Annotated in this window: 19 protein-coding genes and 2 tRNA genes; 12 read left to right on the top strand and 9 right to left on the bottom strand. The window is 29.4% G+C overall.

The window, feature by feature from the left end:
* Window positions 1-69: 69 nt before the first annotated feature.
* Both lysS and J3E06_RS05400 read right to left on the bottom strand, forming a co-directional pair.
* Window positions 70-1,692, bottom strand: coding sequence for a lysine--tRNA ligase (gene lysS, locus J3E06_RS05395; RefSeq protein ID WP_013179601.1), 1,623 nt, complete (start codon window positions 1,690-1,692; stop codon window positions 70-72).
* 231 nt (window positions 1,693-1,923) lie between these two features.
* A tRNA-Cys gene (locus J3E06_RS05400) sits at window positions 1,924-1,997 on the bottom strand.
* A 1,142-nt stretch (window positions 1,998-3,139) separates the two neighbouring features.
* On the opposite strand from J3E06_RS05400, the gene J3E06_RS05405 reads away from it, so the two are divergent.
* From J3E06_RS05405 to J3E06_RS05455, 11 genes are all read left to right on the top strand, one after another.
* Window positions 3,140-3,224: transfer RNA gene (locus J3E06_RS05405), tRNA-Ser, on the top strand.
* 56 nt (window positions 3,225-3,280) lie between these two features.
* A complete protein-coding gene (locus J3E06_RS05410; RefSeq protein ID WP_013179602.1) occupies window positions 3,281-3,730 on the top strand; it encodes a 30S ribosomal protein S13 in 450 nt (149 codons plus the stop codon).
* Window positions 3,731-3,960: 230 nt separating this feature from the next.
* Window positions 3,961-4,494, top strand: a complete 534-nt coding sequence (locus tag J3E06_RS05415; RefSeq protein WP_013179603.1) for a 30S ribosomal protein S4 — start codon at window positions 3,961-3,963, stop codon at window positions 4,492-4,494.
* A gap of 9 nt (window positions 4,495-4,503) precedes the next feature.
* Window positions 4,504-4,878 (top strand): 30S ribosomal protein S11, encoded by a 375-nt coding sequence (locus J3E06_RS05420; protein ID WP_013179604.1) that lies wholly within the window; start codon window positions 4,504-4,506, stop codon window positions 4,876-4,878.
* Window positions 4,879-5,038: 160 nt separating this feature from the next.
* On the top strand, window positions 5,039-5,605 hold the full coding sequence (locus tag J3E06_RS05425) for a DNA-directed RNA polymerase subunit D (RefSeq protein ID WP_013179605.1): 567 nt from the start codon (window positions 5,039-5,041) through the stop codon (window positions 5,603-5,605).
* 241 nt (window positions 5,606-5,846) lie between these two features.
* Window positions 5,847-6,209, top strand: a complete 363-nt coding sequence (locus J3E06_RS05430; RefSeq protein ID WP_048187036.1) for a 50S ribosomal protein L18e — start codon at window positions 5,847-5,849, stop codon at window positions 6,207-6,209.
* Between the two features lie 221 nt (window positions 6,210-6,430).
* Window positions 6,431-6,844, top strand: a complete 414-nt coding sequence (locus J3E06_RS05435; protein ID WP_013179607.1) for a 50S ribosomal protein L13 — start codon at window positions 6,431-6,433, stop codon at window positions 6,842-6,844.
* A 17-nt stretch (window positions 6,845-6,861) separates the two neighbouring features.
* Entirely contained in the window at window positions 6,862-7,266 is a 405-nt protein-coding gene (locus tag J3E06_RS05440) for a 30S ribosomal protein S9 (protein WP_013179608.1), read from the top strand.
* A 336-nt stretch (window positions 7,267-7,602) separates the two neighbouring features.
* On the top strand, window positions 7,603-7,809 hold the full coding sequence (locus tag J3E06_RS05445) for a DNA-directed RNA polymerase subunit N (RefSeq protein ID WP_013179609.1): 207 nt from the start codon (window positions 7,603-7,605) through the stop codon (window positions 7,807-7,809).
* Between the two features lie 73 nt (window positions 7,810-7,882).
* The gene (locus tag J3E06_RS05450) at window positions 7,883-8,068 is read left to right on the top strand and encodes a DNA-directed RNA polymerase subunit K (protein ID WP_157209392.1); all 186 of its coding nucleotides are present in this window, start codon (window positions 7,883-7,885) and stop codon (window positions 8,066-8,068) included.
* A 264-nt stretch (window positions 8,069-8,332) separates the two neighbouring features.
* On the top strand, window positions 8,333-9,271 hold the full coding sequence (locus J3E06_RS05455; RefSeq protein WP_013179611.1) for a hypothetical protein: 939 nt from the start codon (window positions 8,333-8,335) through the stop codon (window positions 9,269-9,271).
* Between the two features lie 84 nt (window positions 9,272-9,355).
* On the opposite strand, the gene J3E06_RS05460 is transcribed toward J3E06_RS05455, so the two are convergent.
* The 7 genes from J3E06_RS05460 to J3E06_RS05490 form a co-directional block, all read right to left on the bottom strand.
* Window positions 9,356-9,553, bottom strand: a complete 198-nt coding sequence (locus tag J3E06_RS05460) for a 4Fe-4S dicluster domain-containing protein (RefSeq protein WP_013179612.1) — start codon at window positions 9,551-9,553, stop codon at window positions 9,356-9,358.
* Window positions 9,554-9,673: 120 nt separating this feature from the next.
* Window positions 9,674-9,973 carry a HypC/HybG/HupF family hydrogenase formation chaperone gene (locus J3E06_RS05465; protein ID WP_013179613.1) on the bottom strand — a complete coding sequence of 100 codons (300 nt, stop codon included), beginning with the start codon at window positions 9,971-9,973 and terminating at the stop codon, window positions 9,674-9,676.
* A gap of 195 nt (window positions 9,974-10,168) precedes the next feature.
* Window positions 10,169-10,687, bottom strand: a complete 519-nt coding sequence (locus J3E06_RS05470) for a YqaA family protein (protein WP_013179614.1) — start codon at window positions 10,685-10,687, stop codon at window positions 10,169-10,171.
* 308 nt (window positions 10,688-10,995) lie between these two features.
* On the bottom strand, window positions 10,996-12,354 hold the full coding sequence (locus J3E06_RS05475; protein ID WP_013179615.1) for a nucleotide sugar dehydrogenase: 1,359 nt from the start codon (window positions 12,352-12,354) through the stop codon (window positions 10,996-10,998).
* 147 nt (window positions 12,355-12,501) lie between these two features.
* The gene (locus tag J3E06_RS05480) at window positions 12,502-13,434 is read right to left on the bottom strand and encodes a UDP-N-acetylglucosamine 3-dehydrogenase (protein ID WP_013179616.1); all 933 of its coding nucleotides are present in this window, start codon (window positions 13,432-13,434) and stop codon (window positions 12,502-12,504) included.
* A gap of 204 nt (window positions 13,435-13,638) precedes the next feature.
* A complete protein-coding gene (locus J3E06_RS05485; RefSeq protein ID WP_013179617.1) occupies window positions 13,639-15,147 on the bottom strand; it encodes a flippase in 1,509 nt (502 codons plus the stop codon).
* Window positions 15,148-15,405: 258 nt separating this feature from the next.
* Window positions 15,406-18,024, bottom strand: coding sequence for a DEAD/DEAH box helicase (locus J3E06_RS05490; RefSeq protein ID WP_048187319.1), 2,619 nt, complete (start codon window positions 18,022-18,024; stop codon window positions 15,406-15,408).
* Between the two features lie 282 nt (window positions 18,025-18,306).
* Between J3E06_RS05490 and J3E06_RS05495 the strand changes: the two genes are divergently transcribed.
* Window positions 18,307-19,443, top strand: a complete 1,137-nt coding sequence (locus J3E06_RS05495) for a glycosyltransferase family 4 protein (RefSeq protein ID WP_013179619.1) — start codon at window positions 18,307-18,309, stop codon at window positions 19,441-19,443.
* Window positions 19,444-19,474: the final 31 nt, after the last annotated feature.

Raw genomic sequence — 19,474 nt, forward strand, 5'->3', positions numbered from 1 at the left:
AATAATAATAAAAAACGAATAATGATAAAAAATAAAATTTTATCTATTTTTATCTATTTTTATCTATTTTTAATTTAATTTGTACAATTCGATTACTTTTTCGCTACTCAACGAAGCTAAGAAGCTACCTAATTTAGGGCCGTATTTTTTACTTAATAATATGGCATATGAAGCACCAAATGCTTCTTTAGGGCTCAATTCCAATGAATTAGCTATTTCATATATCAATTCGTGCAAGTTCATTGCAGTGATTTCATTGGATTCAAGAGATTCAAATCTTTCAATAAATGTATTAACCCATTCTTTTTGAGCATCTGAAAGTTTTTCATACTCCATTTTTGCTTGTTCTTTTGTATTGATGTTTAATTTTTCACCGTAGTTTTTAGCCCAGTTTTTGCTCATTTCAAGTCTTGCAATAAGTCTGTTTTTGTCAAATTCGGTAAATTCTTCTACATTGTAGCCATTTCTTCCTAAAATGTCGTATACTCTTTCCATATCGATTTCTTCATTATCAGCGATTGCAATTTGTGCGATAATTGAACAGAATTTGTATGCAACTTGAACAGGCAATTTTTCGGAGATATTTGTTGTAATAACCTCATATAATCTAATTTTATCGAGGTCATTTGTATTCAATTCTTCTGAACTGCTCTTTTGTTTTTCAATTAATTCGAAGTATTTTCTTTCTAATTCGTCGTAGTCATCTACAATATTCGGAATTCCTTTTAAATCAAAGTCAATGTGTTTTGAAGGTTTACTTCTTACCAATAAAAATCTTAAGATTTCTGGATGGCAAATTTCATTCCAATCCTTAACTGCAAATACAACACCGGCAGACGAGGACATAGGAACAGCTTTGTCGCCTACTTTTAACTGAATCCATTCGTAAATCATTTTTTCAGGTGGGACGTATCCATAAACCATTCTTGAAATTTTAACGCCTGTATCGTATGAACCACCGGAAGCACCGTGGTCTTTACCCATAGGCTCAGCAGTTACGCCGAATATTTGCCATCTCGCAGGCCAGTCAACTCTCCACGGTAATTTACCGATTCCATTAAATGGTTGGACGTTGTTTTCAAATCCACAATCAGAACAAACATATGTAATTGTTTTATCTTCGCTATTGTACCCCAATATTTTGGTATTTATCATTTTACCGCATTTTTCACAAACAACGTTTAAAGGATACCAGTCATCAGCAAGAGGCTCTTTTCTGAATCCATCAAGGATTTCTTTAATTTTTAATCTGTTATCGAGAGCTTTAATAATTGCATCGTTGTACATACCCGCTTTATAGCATTCACTTGCCCTATATGTAGTAATTTCAATACCTAAATCTTTTAAACTGTTTAAATAAGGGTTTAAAAAGTGTTCTGCGTAGCTATTACAACATCCTTCAGGACAAGGTATTTCACTCAATGGCATACCAATGTATTTTGTGTATTCTTCGGTTAAGAAAGGGTATAATTTCCTAAGTGGGTCGTAATCGTCAGCAACAAAAATTAATTTTGATTTTTTACCTGCTTTTTTGAGTCCTTGGTGAATACCGTCTGCAGTAAGTGTTTCTCTTGCATTTCCAACGTGAATATGACCCGATGGGGTTATACCGCTTGATACAACATATTCTTCGATTCCATCCCTATCTCTTTTTTTAATTATTTTTTCAGCTGTAGCATCTGCCCAGTACATGTTTTTCCTCCATAAAATATTAAATTTAGACGTTATAAAAAATCTTAAAATAAGTGATTTTAATTACTTATGTATTAATTTTATAAAAAGATTAACTATAAATTTTGATATTTAAAAAATAACAATAAAAATAACAATAAAAATATACTAAATAATAATACTAATAATAATATAAATACTAAAAAACATTAGTTAATTTAAATTAATAAATATATATGCCTAAAATAAAAAAGCCAAGGAAGGGATTTGAACCCCTCTGAAGCGGATCTGCAGTCCGCTGCCTCGCCGGACTAGACTACCTTGGCACTTGCGTGTTTAATCTATTTCTTTTATTTACAAGTATAGGAGGGCTATTCTACTATATAAAGTTTTCTATAATTTGTCATATATCTACATATATAATTTTATTGGTACAATTTTAGTAAGTTATTCCTCGAAAAAAAGCCAAGGAAGGGATTTGAACCCCTGTTGCACGAATCTGATGTCCGTTGCCTGGCCGGACTAGACTACCTTGACGATTTTCGCATTATTTATTTCATTATTTATTTCATTATTTAATTCATCATTTATTTCATTATTTTTTATTTTAGGGTTAATAAAATTATTAATATCTATAACATACATTAATTTTTCTATTATGTAGTTATATTATTAGAAATACTATTATACTATATAAGTTTTTTGATTATTTATTTTGATTATTTAATTACCTATTTTTTATAACAATACTATTTTTGATTTAAAATGTTTTATACATTCTATAATGTCTATTCTTTCTATTCTTTCTATTCTTTTCCATATAATTTAACAAATAACTTATAAATTTATATATTCCAATATACGCTTTTTAAAAAGATTTATATATCATAACTTATATTCCTATAATATATATTATACTAAAGAAATTGAGAAACACGTTAATCTATACAATAACTAAGGTTAGAGATAGATTTAAATCGAAATCTATATAAATAAAGTTAACATAGTATTTGATGAAGTATTAAGGGACTGAAACACAGACAATTATATATGTTATATGATTACAATTAACAATTAATTACTCAAAAATGCTGATTTATAGGCTAAATGGTATTATATTAGTATTACCTTCGGATTTATATATTAGTTTTCAGTGTAATTATGATTATGGTTGTATGATTTATATTTTGACTGATTGGATAGGTTCCTACGTCTGTAAATCTAATAATAAAGTGAATATACGGGTATTTGCCTTTTAGGTACCCAATATACGTGATTAAACAAGAATCATATTGGTCATACTAATTAAATGGTTGAAGTCAGAAACCTTAATGTCGTATGGTTGGTAAATTGAGCATATAAATATAATAGTTATTTAATATTTCGTTTAATAAGTTTATTAATTATCGCTTAACAATTGAAATACTTTTATATAGCACAGCGAATGAAAACTTAAAAACGTTGATGTGCAGAGATAGTCTAGCCCGGAAAGGCGTACGGCTGGAACCCGTATGAGGCTTTGCCTCTCGGGGGTTCAAATCCCCCTCTCTGCGTCACTTTTTTATTTTTTTTACAGTCATCAAACACGAAGATCTCTGGAGGTGCAAGAGTGACTCAAACAGAATTTAGACACAGAATTAGAATATCTAAAACAGATTTAAAAGGGGAAAGTCCTTTAGAATACGCTCTTCAAGAAATAAAAGGTATTGGTAGAGCAATGGCAAGAGCTATCATCAGATTAACCGAATTAGACCCTAAAGTTCAAGCTGGTTATATCGGTGATGAAGAAGTAGCTAAAATCGAGTCAGTATTGGAAGACCCAGCAAAACACGGTATACCATCATGGATGTTTAACAGAAAGAAAGATGTATACTCAGGGTTAGACAAACACCTTATCGAAACAGATTTAACAATGACCGTTCAAGAAGATATCACAACAATGAAGAAACTCAGATGTTATAGGGGTATCAGACACGAATTGAGATTACCATGTAGGGGCCAAAGAACAAGAGGTTCATTCAGAAAAGGTAGCTCAATGGGCGTTAAAAGAAGAAAATAATTAAGTAATATTAATTAAATGGTTTAAATAAATATTAAATAAGTATTAAATAAGCCAAATAGTCAATATTAACTTAATTATTAAAAACGAATGCTTAAAAGCGTAATGTACTTAGAATCATATGAATTATGTCGATAAGACCTATTATACAATGACCTAAGCATAGCAGGAAGCAAATGCACAAATGCAAATAAAGCAAATGCACATGCAAAATGCAAAAAGGTGAAAACATGGGAGACCCAAGAAGGTTAAGTAAAAAATACGACACACCTAATCATCCTTGGATTGGCGAAAGAATAAACAAGGAAAGAGATTTAAGCCAAAAATACGGTTTAATAAACAAGAAAGAATTGTGGAAAATGGAAACACAATTAAGAAACTATAGAAGACAAGCAAGAAAACTTATCAGCAACACAACAGCGCAAGGTGTTAAGGAAGCTATTCAGTTATTTGCTGTTTTAAAAAGATATGGTATCTTAAATGAACAAGAGCCTACATTAGACCACGTCTTGTCATTAAACATCGAAAACATCTTAGATAGAAGATTACAAACAATCGTTTACGAGAAAGGTTTAGCAAGAACACCAAAACAAGCAAGACAATTCATCGTACACGGCCACATTGCAGTTAACGGTAGAAAAGTATCATCACCTTCATACTTAGTAGAACTTGAAGAATCAGATGCTATTTCATACGTTGGTATTTCACCTTTGGCTGCCGAAAATCATCCTGAAAGGGCAAAAGCCGTAGAGGAAAAACAATAAGGTGATTAAATGAGTCAAAAATGGGGAGTAGTGCATATATACGCATCATACAACAACACAATACTTCATGTTACAGATGTAACAGGTTCAGAAACAATTGCTAAGGTATCTGGTGGTATGATTGTAAGAAACCAGAGAGATGAATCATCACCTTACGCAGCAATGCAGGCAGCATTCAAAATCGCTGATTTAATCAGAGATAAGGGTATTGACCATGTTCACGTTAAAGTAAGGGGTGCTGGTGGACAAAAATCCAAAAATCCAGGACCAGGTGCTCAAGCAGCTATCAGAGCTTTATCAAGAGCAGGAATTAGAATCGGTAGAATCGAAGATGCTACGCCAATTCCGCACGATGGTACAACACCTAAAAGGAAAAACAGATAATTAATTTAATTTATAAATTTATTCAAATTTATTATTAATACTCTTATATTTTGGATTAAAATTTATAATAATTTACGGTAATCTATTAATTTAGTAAATACCTGTTAAATAATTATTAAATATTTATGAAATTGATTTGGTGATTTTTTTGATAACTGATATGCAAAAAGAGGTAAAAAGAACTGGAGAAATCATAACTATGAAAGTTGAAGCTCCTTTATCTTTTTCCAGTGCATTAAGAAGAATAATGATATCAGAATTACCAACTTATGCCATAGAAAATGTTTTTTTCTATGAAAACACTTCTTCAATGTACGATGAAGTTTTAGCTCATAGGTTAGGTATGGTACCAATAAAAGGAAAACCTGTAAGTTCTGATGAGTTAATAACATTTGTAGTATCTAAAGAAGGACCTTGTACAGTTTATTCATCCGATTTAAACTCAGAAGTGGGAGAATCTGCTTTTGATAATGTACCATTGGTTAAATTAGCAGAAGGTCAGAAATTAGAGGCTGAATGTGAAGCATTGGTAGGAACCGGTAAAATTCACTCAAAATGGCAACCATGTAATGTGGTTTACAAAGAACTCGGAGATAATCTCGTAGAGTTTAAAATTGAATCTCATAAAAACATGGAAGCTGAGGATTTAATAAGGTCTGCATTAGAGATTCTTAAAAATAAAGCTGAAACATGTTTAATTGAATTAGAAAGTCATGTATTTGATTAATAGTTTATTAATATGATTATTAGTATATTTATTAATCGAATATTGTATTACTAATTTATTAATTACTCGAAATAACGTTAATTAAATATATTAACTCCAAAAATTTCACGAACCAATAATATTTATAATCTTTGAGATTATTTACTATATTTAATAATATTGATATAATATTAGTATATTATTCATAAATATTTAATATTAGAAATATGATAAGATAATCAAACATGACATGGTGAAAATCATGAGAAAATTACTTGCAACAAACCCTGAAGTACACGGATTGGTACAGTTCTTAAAAGAAGCAGCTTTTAAAAATGAAGCACCAATTTGGAAAGACGTTGCTAAAAGAATGGCAAAACCTTCAAGAAGAAGGGCAGAAGTAAACATCAGTAAAATAAACAGATACGCTTCAGAAAACGATACAATTGTAGTAGCTGGAAAAGTTTTAGGTGCAGGTTCCTTAAAACAAAACGTTACTGTAGCTGCATTCACTTTCTCAAACTCTGCAAAGTTAGCTATCGAAGCTGCTGGTGGTAAATGTATTACAATCCCAGAACTCGTAGAACAAAACCCAAAAGGTTCAAAAGTAGTTATTATGGCATAATTGAGATAATTATATTAGTATAATATTATAATAATTTATTATAGTAATTATTGTATTATATTATTATATTATTATATTATTATTCATTATGTTATTTCATTATTAATTATTTAAATGCTAAAATTAATCTAATTATCAGATAATTATTATCATTATGGCGTATACATTTATATGCCCTCATAATCATATTTATGAACGATAAACACGAAAGGTGGATAAGCATGGTTGTTATTAATGCTGAAAACGCTGTAGTTGGAAGATTAGCTTCATATGTTGCTAAAGTTGCATTAAGCGGTGAAGAAGTTGTAATTATCAACGCTGAAAAAGCAATTATGACTGGTAATAAAGAATTTATTTTCCAAAAATACGTGCAATTGAGAAACAGAAAAAGTATTTCCAACCCTAAAAAGATGGGTCCAAAATTCCCAAGAAGGCCAGAAGATATATTAAGAAGAATTATCAGAGGCATGCTCCCTTACAAAAAGCCAAGAGGAGTAGAAGCATTCAAAAAAATTAAAGTTGAAGTAGGAGCTCCTGCAGGTGTTGAAGCAGACATTGTTTTAGGTTCAATACCAAAAACAAACAAGTACGTAACTTTGGGAGAATTAAGTAGCTTCTTAGGTGCTAAATTTTAATTTAGAGGTGATTTAGCGTGAAAGTTATCAATACAGTAGGAAAAAGAAGAACTGCAGTTGCAAGAGCTACTGCTAAAGAAGGAAACGGAAGAATTAGAATTAACAAAAAGCCTATAGAATTAATAGACTCAAAATACTTAAAAATGAAGTTAATGGAGCCTGTAATTTTAGCTGGTGAAGAATTAAACAACATTAACATCGACATCGACGTTAAAGGTGGCGGTGCTGTTGGTCAAGCAGAAGCAGTAAGAACTGCTTTAGGTAAAGCAATCGTAGAATTCGTAGGAAACCTCGAATTAAAAGATAAGTACTTAGCTTACGACAGAACAATGTTAGTTAGTGATGCAAGAAGAACTGAACCGCACAAACCAAGTAAGTCTTCAAAAGGTCCAAGAGCTAAAAGACAAAAATCATACAGATAAATTATTTACTATTTATCTTTTAGATTTTACTTTTAAAATTGAGTATATATTAAGTATGTTAATATGTAAATATTATATACTAAATTAAATAATTGAAATAATTATTGATTTTTAAGTTTTAGATTTTATTATTACTATTACAAATTTATTGAGTATTAACCGTATAGTTTTTAAGTTTTTAAGTTTTTTATCAGATTTAATTTTAAGTTTTAAATAATTTTAAATATTTGATGGTATAAAACATATTTATCCTAAAAATGAAATACAAATAATTCAATACTGTAATTACGAATATTATAATTTTAAACACTTTTACCGGTAAAAAGGTGATAACATATGATGTTTCCGGTTAGATGCTTTTCTTGTGGGACAGTTGTTTCAGAAGTGTATGGAGAATACCATGAAAGACTTACAAATGGGGAAAAATCAGACGAGATTTTAGACGATTTAGATATTACAAAATATTGTTGCAGAAGGATGTTTGCATCCCATAGATTACATAACGACAAGGATTTATTTGACGATGTAATGGAATATAAATAAAATATTAATAATCCATTAATCAAAATCCATAATTCTATAATCAAAAATGTTAAAAGTTCGTGCGGGTGATTTTTTGAGCTATACAAAATTTGAAAAAGCGAGATTAATAGGTTCAAGAGCCTTGCAAATTTCAGGCGGAGCACCAACTACTGTAGATTCTGACAGTAGTTCATCTTTAGATTTAGCAATTGAAGAGGTAAGCAAAGGTGCTGTACCTTTAACAATCAAAAAACCTAAAGTTATTAAATTAGATGAATAATAGTCTGATAAAAAGTGTTTTTCTTTTATTTGATTATTCACTTTTATATGGGAATTTATATATAAATTTTCATAAAATGTCATATTTGCAAATTTGCAATGTTATTAATTTTCTCAATTTTTATTAATTATTTATCAAATAATATAGTTATTTAATATTTTATTTATTTAATAATTCGCCTAATTTTAACAACCTATCTAATTATTTATTATTTAATCAATACTAATAATTGCAATAATTTAAAAATCGAAGTAGGGGATTTATTTGGAATATGAAACAGCTATAAAAAGAATAACTGCAAAGAAAGTATTCAAAAATTCCAAAATTCAGGTAAAAATATCCACAATAACTGAAAAGGGGATAGGATACGATGTTATAGATGTGGATAATCCAGAATATGTAATTTCAGATATCGAAAATGTGATAGCTCCCGAAATAATAGGATATCCTGCATACGACCAAGATTTTATCGATGCAATAATCTGCGACACAAACGTTGACAATCCTATGATTACAATGAGTGCATCAGTTAGTGTCGCAAGGGCTGCATCAAATAGTATCAATATACCAATGTTTAAACATATAGGCGGTATTTTATCGGCTGATTTACCTGTAGTAAGTTGTCCTATTTTAGCGGATAAAAAAGGTAATCAATTAATTGTATTTCCAATGGCTGAATCAATCGGGGAAATGATACATACGTACGAGTTTATCATTGACAATATATACCCAAAATATCAATCCAGAAATATGGAAGGTGAATTCCTTTGTAAGTCTGTTTTTGACAATATAGACGATTTTTCGGAAATTATATCAAATATTGCAGAAGATGAAGACTTAGATATTTTAATGGGTGCAAAAATAACGAGTTATGACCAACGGATAGAAAGTTTGGACTATTTGGAAACAAATGAAATTGTTGATTTTGATGGATTATTATGTACTGAGAATATGGACGAAGAAGCCGATATTTCGAAAATAAATCCATACACAACAGGTTCTTTAACTGAAATGAAGTATTTGGTAAGTTATATGACAAATGCAGGTATAACGCCAATGATAGATTCAGAAAATACATCTTTTGCTCATTTAGCAATAGGATTTAAAGTACCAATTATAAAAACTTCGTTAACTTCTAAAATTTTAAATGAACTTTGGAATGTTGAGAGAATTTTAAAAAATCCAAACATTACAAGATTTTAAAATAATGTAATTGAAATATAATATAGTATAATATATTATAATATATTATAATATAATATAAATAAAATATAAATATTATTTTTTTTACTCAGATTCTAAATCCAAAAGTATACAGTTATTTGGGCAAACATCTGTACAAACCTTACACCATACGCAAGTTTCAGGATTAACAATTATTATTTTATCGTTTGAAATATCAAATATTTCCATAGGGCAGGTATTTACACATTCTGCACAATCTAAGCCATTACAAAGATTATAGTCTATTGTTATTTTAACCAAATTATTCCTCGTAAAATTTTAATGAATTAGTAAATACTAAATTAATAAATTAATTTATTAATTATTGTATGATTAAATAAAATTTAAAATAGTAATTTGTAAGTTATTAAATGTTTTAAATTATTCTTTTTTCATAATTTCCTTTAAATCTTCTGGAACATTAATATTCTCGTTTTTACCTTCCATTTCATCTAAAGCATCGAATAATTCTTCCCACGTATCAAGGGTTATTTTAGCATCTTCTTCACTTAATTTTTCCAAAGCATAGCCGGTATGTATTAATACATAGTCCCCAACATTCACATCTTCGAGTAAAGCTAATTTAGCTTTCTGTTTAACGCCTTTGTATTCTGCAACTGCGTATTTTTCCCCATCTTCTTCAAAAATATCTATAACTTTTGAAGGTATTGCCAAACACATATTTACTACCACCTAATTTAATTTACAAGTATATAGTTTTTTAAAATATTTAAATATGAGGGATTCAATTTTTTTATAATATCTAATAAAAATAGTAAAAATAGTAAAAAAGTATATTGTATTTTAACTTTTAACTTTTAACTTTTAATTATTAATTATTAATTACTAATTAATATCTGCCGTATTCTACCTAACTTAAAATGGCCAAATCCCATAAGATTTTAAGAAAGCATATAATCCAAACGGTGCAACTATTATCCCGTGTTTTAATACTCTGCTTACAAATACTGCAATAATATATGTTTTAAATGGCATTTTAAAAGCACTTGCTGACCAACAGATTAGTTCAAATGGTATGGGCGTAATCCCTACAATTATTAACCCCATAGGCCCCCATTTTTCCAAAAAACGATTAGTTTTGTCATAGTACTTGTCGCTCTTAAAAAATTTGCGATATAGTCTTTCACCATATTTTGAAGCAAGGTAGTATGTAATAACTGCACCAAGTGTACTGCCCACTGTAGACGCTACAAGCACCCAAAACCAGTTTAAACCAATTGTAAGCCCTGGAATCATAAATATTTCAGTTGGAAAGGGTTGAAATATAGATTCTGAAAATCCTAATAAAAAAATTGCCCAAAGACCGTATTTATGCACTAAATAAAGCCCAAAATCAATAAATGGGTTAATGAATGCGGATAAATCTATACTCATACTATACCTTTGTGCATTTTATTATTTTTTCTTTTTTTTGTAAATTAAATATATTGTGTAAATTTTTATGATATAAGTATTTATTAAAATTTATGTAGTACTGCACTAATCAAATATTTTAAATCATTATTGCAACAAACAGTATATTATTTTTAATATATAAATCAATAATATTTACAATACTAATAAAATAATATAAAAATAAAAAACCAAAATAAAAAAACTTAAAAGTTAGAACTTATACTTTATAAGTTATACTTTATAAGTTATACTTTATAAGTTATACATTATAAGTTATATTTTATAAGTTATAATTTAAAATTACCTACGCTAAGATATTTAAATCCTTTTTCACGTGCAATAACTGGGTCAATTGTATTTCTACCATCAACAATTAAAGGAATATTCACATTCTTCATTAACTTGTCCAAGTCCATATTTTTAAATTCAACGTGGTCAGAGGTAATAATAACGGCATCCCATTTATATGATTCCATTTCCGCCCATTTTGCACCATATCTATTAGCATCTGTTTCATCACATAATGGGTCAAATGCGTAAACGTCTGCATCCCAACCATTGAGTTCGGAAATAATTGGAATAGCTGCACTTTTCATAAATTCTTTAACGCCCCCTCTAAAGGTTAAGCCCAAAACAAGAATTTTAGCGTTTTTAAGTGATTTTTCAAAGCTATTAAGACCTTTAATAGTTAATTCGACCATATGGTGAGCCATATAATCATTTAATTCTCGTGCTGTTTTTGTAATACGGGGGTTAAGTTTTTCAGAGGAATTTATAACAAACCAGGGGTAAACTGGAATACAATGACCTCCAACACCTGCACCAGGGGTATGAATATGACAGTATGGCTGCGTGTTAGCTGATTCAAATACTTCAAGAGCATCTACATTATGCTCTTCACACCAAAGTGCTAATTCGTTAGCTAATCCAATATTAACATCCCTGTAAACTCCTTCGAATACTTTAACAGCTTCAGCACCTTTAATACCACTAATAGGTACTATACCAGCATTATTTATTGTTTCATACATTCCGCTTAATATTTCAAGAGTTTTGGAATCATTAGCACCGATAATTTTCGGATACTGACCTTTAATGTCCCTAAGTGCGGTACCTGTCATAGTTCTTTCAGGAGCGTGAGCAAGCCCAAAATCCCCATTTGATAATTTTAAACCGCTTTTTTCAAAGATTGTTATAAGACTTTCTGTAGTGGATGGAGGCATTGTAGCTTCGGTAATTACAATATTGCCCTCTTTTAATCCACTACTTATTATTTCAGCAACGTTATACACAGGACCAAGCTTAATATTACCTTTTTCATCGGTAAGTGTTGGAACGAGTATAATCATAATGTCAGCTTTTTCAGCGGCAAGCTTTCCATCGGTTGTAGCACAGTAAGTTCCGTTTTTAACGTTTTTAGCCACCAATTCACTTAAAAATGGTTCTTCTGTGATATGATTTATACCTTTGTTTAAGTTTTCGACAACTTCTTCGCAAATATCAACGCCTATTACATTAACACCAGCTTCAGCAAAGACATTTGCAAGTGGTAAACCCATTTTACCTTGCCCATATACTGCAACAGTTATTTTTCCATTTTTAAATTTATTCTTAAATTCTTCTTTTGATAAATTTAACATACTCATTGTATTACCCTTATTTTTATTATTAATATTATAATAAATTATTATAATAAATTATTACACTACTTTATTAATATTATTTTATTAATATTATTTTATTAATATTATTTTATTATATTATTATTTTATAGTACTATATTACGTATTTTATTATTTTGAACTATTTAAAGCCTTGAGAGCAACTTCTAAAGCGTGAAGTCCATCTTCGCCACATACGAGAGGCTCCACATTACTTTCAACGCTTTCTATCACATTTAATAACTCATTTTTAAGAGGTTCGGAATGTTCTATTTTAGCCTTTTTAACCCATTCATCGTCATATATTGTAAGTGATTGTTCTATATAATCTAAATAAGCTATTCCTTCGGTTCCAATAACGTTTAAACTCCTGGTTTTGTGTGGGGTAAGTCTGTTTGTTTCAATAATTCCATCGACATCATTCTCAAAACTTGCAATAATAAGTGCATAGTCTTCAGCATCGGAGGGGTGTTTTACGTTTTTAGCTTTAGCATAAACGTCTTTTACTTTTGAACCGCATAAAAAGTGCATAGCGTCAATATCGTGCACTGAAAGGTCGAGGATAACTCCAACATCGGTAATACGGGAAGTCATAGGTCCAACTCTTTTAGCAGTCATCGTTACAATATCTCCGAGTACTCCATTTTGAATATGTTTTTTAAGCTCTAAAACCGCAGGGTTAAACCTTTCAACGTGCCCAACAGCTAATTTAACGTTATTTTCCTTTGCAAGCTCTATAAGTTCCTTTGCATTTTCAATACTGTCAGCGATAGGTTTTTCTACAAGTACATTAACGCCAGCTTTTATAAAATCACTTGCAATTTTTTTGTGTAAGAAAGTAGGGACTACAATGCTTACAAGGTCAACGCCTTCTTTAATGAGTTCGTTGTAATCTGTGAAAGCCTTTGTATCAAACTGTTTTGCAATTTCGTTAACTCTTTCCGCATTCGTATCTGAAACGCCTACTAATTTTATATCTTTTTCTTTACTTTTTTCTAATTCCTTATAAATCCTAACGTGGTTGTATCCCATCATTCCCACGCCAATAACGCCAACTTTTAACACATTATCACCTTTAAGCCCTATAACTATGTAATATTACTTAATATATTTTATAATATTCTCATAATTTAATATTATTTTATCATAATTTAATATTATTGGGTTAATATGTATTTTATTTAATGGTTTATAATTACTATACAATTATTATACAATTATTATACAATTATTCAATAATTTATATTAATTTTTAATAAACTATTCTATTTATTTTTTGACAATTGATACAATTTCCTCAATATCAATTATCTTCAGTCCAAATATCAGCAATACATACAATATCGAATAACTCGCTGAGCCTATTATTAATCGATATAAGTCGCTCATTGCGAAATTTGATAATATTACCACAGGTATTAAACTAAAAAGCCCTACAACCAATAATTTAAATGTTTCTTTATATTTAATTTGTAAATTCATATTCTTTTTAATATACCTACCCATAAGCATTTGAATTGCAAAATAACTAATCAAAGTAGTTATTGCAGCCCCTAAGCTTCCAAATTGTGGTATAAGTAATATATTTAGTATTACGTTTACCATCGCCCCAAAATACAAAAATTTGGTAGCTATTTGCGGTTTTCCCACGCCTACTAATATATCTGAGCTTATAACATTCAAAGAGGAGAATATTGCACTAATCATTAATATTCTGACAGCGTTGCTAACTGGTAAATAGCTGGAATTGAAGAATACATTTATAAATTCTGGGGTGTAGTAAATCAAACAAATAATCAACGGCAAAGTTAAGGCCATCATATATTTGAATATATTTGTAATTCCATAGTTTAATTCTTTTACTTTCCCAAGTGTCCACAATTCTGATACTAATGGTAATAATACAATAGATATAGCTCCAACTCCTACATTAAGCAAGGTAATAGTTGGTGTTGCAACATTACGGTATTCTGCAACTGCAATTAATCCTGTAAATATTGTTAAAAATACCCCATCAATATAACTCATTAATACAGATGTAGAATTAGTTAAAGTAGCAGGTATGCCCTGTCTAAATATTTTAACAATTAAATCTTTGGATATTTTAGATTTTATTTTGAAATAATCCGGATAAACTTTTTTGAATACAATAAATCCATACATAATTACTGCAATAACTGGAACAATCGAATAAGCCAAAACTGGTACAAATGCGTTGTTTATTCCCAAAAATATTAATATCAAGGATATTGCAAATATGAAGCTTATTTTAAATGGCGTAATTGTTGCTAAATACTTCTGATTTTGGAATCCTCTCAATATATTATATAATACTGCTAATATTCCCTCAAATATGAAATATACTACTACCATTATCATAAAAGCGTCCGAAGCAACTAACAAATGGTTCGTATATTGCCCAGCACTATTAAGATAATTATTAACAATATAGGGGCTTAAGGCCAATAGTATGGCAACCATTATTAATGTAAAGCTTATTTGAAATATAAATGAAAAATTTACCGACGATTTAATGGATTTATAATCCCCTTCTGCTTTAAATTTTGGTATATATCTCGTAAGTGCTACATCTACACCCAAACCTCTAAAAACAGCTAATATACTAAGTAAATCTAATATGGCATAGAATAAACCTACTTCTGTTTTTGGCAAGTAGTTTGCATAGAGCATTCTTACCCCATAGCCAATAGGACCTGCCAATACCAGTAATAAAAAATTCCAACCAATTCCTCTAACTGCTTTTTGTTTATAACTCAAAATATCCCTTAAATTATTTTATAAATTTATAATGTGTTTAATCCTTTTTAATTTATGATATTTACGGATTTTAATGAATATAGTCTATAATTTGATAATTTCTAATATATTAAACATGCTATTTAAAATAACCTAAATAAAAATAGAATAAAAATAGAATAAAAATAGAATGATAATCTAAGAAGAATTATAAAAATATTAAAAGAATAAATGAATAAGAGAATAAAAGAATAAAAGAATAAAAGAATAATTAAAATATTAGAAAAAATTATCCAATGTTTTTTGAATTTTTTTAGGTTTACCCTCGGTTTTATCTGAAGACGTTGATTTTAGTTTATCGGCATCTACTATCGATAAATCGCCATATGGAATTTTTAACTCATCAAATACTTTATAGCCTATTTTACCAATAGTTTTAATTACAAACTCTCGGTTAGTTCCTATATCGGCAACTGTCTTTATATTGGCATCATATAGTTTTCTTGCCCTTACTCTACCAAGATTTTTAACTCCAAGCAATTCTACTAAGTCAGATTTTGCCCCGTATTCAATACGCAACTGTAAATCTTCAATAATCCGTTTAATAAAAGTTTTTAAACCTTTAACGCTATCGTATTCTTCAAAAGCTCCGGATAGTTCCAAAGCCCTAAATATTTCACGAGTGGCGTGAGCAATCCATTTTACTTGCTCAATTTTGTAATTTAAAATACCTGCCTCTACACCGTATTTTTCGTGAATTTCAAGCTCGGAAGCTTCGTTTATCCAGTCTTTAATCATTTTAGATGTTTTATAGGCGCAAATATTGTCATAGTCCTCATATTCGTATATTTTAAGCGATATCATTTCTTCGACTAAATCATCATATTCATATTTATTTACTCGCAATGAAGGTCTTAATTCAGTAGATTTACAAATCATATATATAATTCTTTGTTCAATATCACCAATATTTTCAGTATTTTGATTAATTTCAAATTTATTATTAATTTTCATCTCAAAAATTGATTTAATACCCTTAGAAATGTATTTGGCACTCAATGGGTCTATATATTGCTGTGCTGTAGCATTACCTAATTTTGTAGACTTAAATGTGGTACTTGCATCTTCTATAAGTTCATATTCTTCGTAATTGAATTTTTTTCCATTCTTACCTTTATTATTTTTATTATTATTTTTATCGTTCTTATTATTCTTATTATTCTTATTTTTACCAGTCATCAAATTTCCATTTTCATCAAATGAAATACTGTTTATTTTGAATTCATCATTTTTATCGTCCAAATTTAATTCAATTTTAGAGCCTTTATTTTCAATTTTTTGAGGAAAGTCTTCTTTTTTATCAAAATTATCAAAATTATCTGAATCGTCAAAATCAAAGTTATACTCAATAAATCCATTTTCCATTAAAAATATGACTTCATCCCTTATATCTTCCACAATTTTCTCGTAATCGCCATATTGGACAGCATAAAACGTGTTTTTCATAAACTGTTTTAATTCTCCGAAAGAAGAAATTTCCCCCGAAAAGATGCTCCCGAGAATAAATATACGAAGTGTCTTTTTATTAGATATGTTAGAATATATCTCTTCGGGTTTTCCACGCAACATATAAAGGTTATCTCCGACTTCTGAAGATTTTTTAACTACAATAATCCCCTCACCATATGGGTCAAGGCCAGGACGTCCAGCACGACCTATACACTGTTGTATTTCCATATTGGGAATGTTTGAAAACCCTTTTCCATCAAAACGCTTAGTGTCCCTAATTATTGCACGTCTACAAGGTAAGTTTAACCCTGCGGATAGGGTTGGAGTACAGCATATAACCTTTATAATTCTTTTTCTGAACCCTTCTTCAACCAATTTACGCTGTTTCATTGCTAAACCAGCGTGGTGGAAAGCTACACCTTTTTTAATACATTCAGAAAGCTGTTCGCAAGTTTTAGAAGGTTTTTCAAGAACATTTAAAATTTCAGAACTAAGGTTATTTAATTCCCCCTGTTCGTCGTTTGTTAAATATTTTGCGAGGTCGTTCTTTTTGGCTTCTGAAACTGCATTCCGTTTTGAACTACAAAATACTAAGCAAGAACCACTATTTTTTACACAATCCACTATTAAATTGGATATTTCACTTTTGGAGCTTCCAAAATTTTTTAATGGTTTGATTTGTTTATTTTCCCCATTTTCGCCGTTAACTACCTTGTAATCTTCAATGGTATAGTAATTAACCTTATTTTCATCGGGGTGGTAAAGTCCTTTTTTAAGTTCCACAGGTCTCCAAGTATCTACTACGAGTTTCGCATCAAGCCAGTTGGCAAGCTCTTCAGAATTACCAATGGTTGCAGATAACCCGATTATTTGGATGGGCAACATTTTTAATTTTGTTAAAACTATTTCTAAAGTTCCACCACGTTCTTTATCTCCCAATAGGTGTATTTCATCAATTATAACAACTGAAACGTCATTTAACCAAGTTGTATTTTTTTTCCGCATAAGACTATCAAGTTTTTCAGACGTCATAATTATGATGTCATATCTTGATAAATTTTCCTTACTATCATAATCACCAATTGATATGCCAATTTTTAAGCCAAATTTGTTATATTTTTCCCTAAATTCGTCAAATTTTTCCGTAGCGAGAGCTTTTAATGGAACTATAAAGAGTGCCTTTTTACCACTCGGTATATACCCTAACTCATTTTTAGGGCTATTTTCTAAAACGTGATTTATAAATGCCATTTCCCCAATTAGGGTTTTTCCGGACGCCGTAGGTATGCTAATTATAAAATTTTTGTCTTTTTCGAGGATTCCTTCAGTTAATACCTTTTTTTGAGGGGGTCGAAGGCTTTTTATCCCGTTTTTTGATAAAACATTCATTAAATATTTTTCATTCACATTATCATTTCCAATTGCTAAAATTATATCTTTCTTAATTATATTGATATCTTTACTTAAATAAATGATGATTTAAAAAATTGAAACCTTAAGGCTGAAATCAGATATTTGAATTTATAATTAAATTTAAAACAATACTTATTAATATTTTAATAATATATTTAATAAATAATCAAAAAATATCGTACTAAACTACTATGAATAGATGGAATACTACAAATATATATTAAAAATTATTTTATGAGATTTATAAGGATTGAAATTATGAAAATAGTAATGACTGCAACAAATCCTGTAACGAACGACCCGAGAATAATAAAAGAAGCAAAAGCCCTCAACGAGGCAGGACACAATATAACAATTGTTGCGTGGGATAGGGATTGTAAAAATCCGTCTGAAACTACAAAAGAAGGTATAGAAATTATAAGAATTCCAGTTAAGGCATCTTATGGTAGTATGAAAGATTTTATAAAAAATTTGCCGTTATTTTACAAAAAAGCTTACAAAATATTAAAAAAATTAGATTTTGATGCAATACATACTCACGATTTTGATACTGCTTTTTTAGGATATGTTATAAAAAAACAAGGTAAAAAAAATACTAACAAAACTAACCCGATAAAATGGGTATATGACATTCACGACTTATATGAGAGTTTTATTGAAAAAAATAACCCAAATTTGGCGAAATTAATTTCCAAAATGGACGTAATATTAATGAAAAACGCAGACGATTTAATCGTTGTAAATGAAAAATTTATCAATTTAATCGACGAAAGAATAAATGATAAAAAAGTATTGGGTAAAATAAAAATTGTTAGAAATACAATAAATCCACCAAAAATTACCTTAAAATCACCCGCCGATAAGCCTGACTTTATGGTATTTTACGGAGGGGTTTTATCTAAAACTCGTTATATTATGGAAATGATTAATATTTGCGAAGAATTAGATATTAAAATGACTATTGCGGGTATGGGCGTTTTGGAAAATGAAATAATCGCTCATTCTAAAGAAAGTAAAAACATAAGATTTTTAGGAAAATTACCTCACGATAAACTTTTAGATGAAATGAACAATTACAGTTTAAATTTTGCAATTTACGACCCAGTTATACGTAATAATCAACTCGCAACTCCAAATAAGTTGTTTGAGTCGATGTGTATGGGCATACCTATTATTGTTACCAAAGGCAGTGTAATGGGTGACATTGTGGAAAAAAATAACTGTGGTTTAACTGTAGATTTTGATGAAAAGTCTGTAAAAGAAGCAATTTTAAAATTAAAATCTGATAAGGAATTTTTTAATACGTTGTCGAAAAATGCAGTGGACGCTTATCCAAATTACGTATGGGATAAACAGGTTGAAGAATTAAAGAAAATTTATAATACTAAATTTTAATAATATCAACATTATCTATAATTTTAATAAT

The sequence above is a fragment of the Methanococcus voltae genome, from assembly GCF_024807655.1.
In the GTDB taxonomy this organism is placed as follows: Archaea; AGJL01; Methanococci; order Methanococcales; family Methanococcaceae; genus Methanococcus; species Methanococcus voltae_D.

What these genes read in the sequence shown, in the direction of transcription:
- lysS (WP_013179601.1), bottom strand. Translation starts at nt 1,692, where the DNA reads ATGTACTGGGCAGATGCTACAGCTGAAAAAATAATTAAAAAAAGAGAT.
- J3E06_RS05415 (WP_013179603.1), top strand. Translation starts at nt 3,961, where the DNA reads ATGGGAGACCCAAGAAGGTTAAGTAAAAAATACGACACACCTAATCAT.
- J3E06_RS05420 (WP_013179604.1), top strand. Translation starts at nt 4,504, where the DNA reads ATGAGTCAAAAATGGGGAGTAGTGCATATATACGCATCATACAACAAC.
- J3E06_RS05425 (WP_013179605.1), top strand. Translation starts at nt 5,039, where the DNA reads ATGCAAAAAGAGGTAAAAAGAACTGGAGAAATCATAACTATGAAAGTT.
- J3E06_RS05430 (WP_048187036.1), top strand. Translation starts at nt 5,847, where the DNA reads ATGAGAAAATTACTTGCAACAAACCCTGAAGTACACGGATTGGTACAG.
- J3E06_RS05435 (WP_013179607.1), top strand. Translation starts at nt 6,431, where the DNA reads ATGGTTGTTATTAATGCTGAAAACGCTGTAGTTGGAAGATTAGCTTCA.
- J3E06_RS05445 (WP_013179609.1), top strand. Translation starts at nt 7,603, where the DNA reads ATGATGTTTCCGGTTAGATGCTTTTCTTGTGGGACAGTTGTTTCAGAA.
- J3E06_RS05465 (WP_013179613.1), bottom strand. Translation starts at nt 9,973, where the DNA reads ATGTGTTTGGCAATACCTTCAAAAGTTATAGATATTTTTGAAGAAGAT.
- J3E06_RS05470 (WP_013179614.1), bottom strand. Translation starts at nt 10,687, where the DNA reads ATGAGTATAGATTTATCCGCATTCATTAACCCATTTATTGATTTTGGG.
- J3E06_RS05475 (WP_013179615.1), bottom strand. Translation starts at nt 12,354, where the DNA reads ATGAGTATGTTAAATTTATCAAAAGAAGAATTTAAGAATAAATTTAAA.
- J3E06_RS05490 (WP_048187319.1), bottom strand. Translation starts at nt 18,024, where the DNA reads ATGAATGTTTTATCAAAAAACGGGATAAAAAGCCTTCGACCCCCTCAA.
- J3E06_RS05495 (WP_013179619.1), top strand. Translation starts at nt 18,307, where the DNA reads ATGAAAATAGTAATGACTGCAACAAATCCTGTAACGAACGACCCGAGA.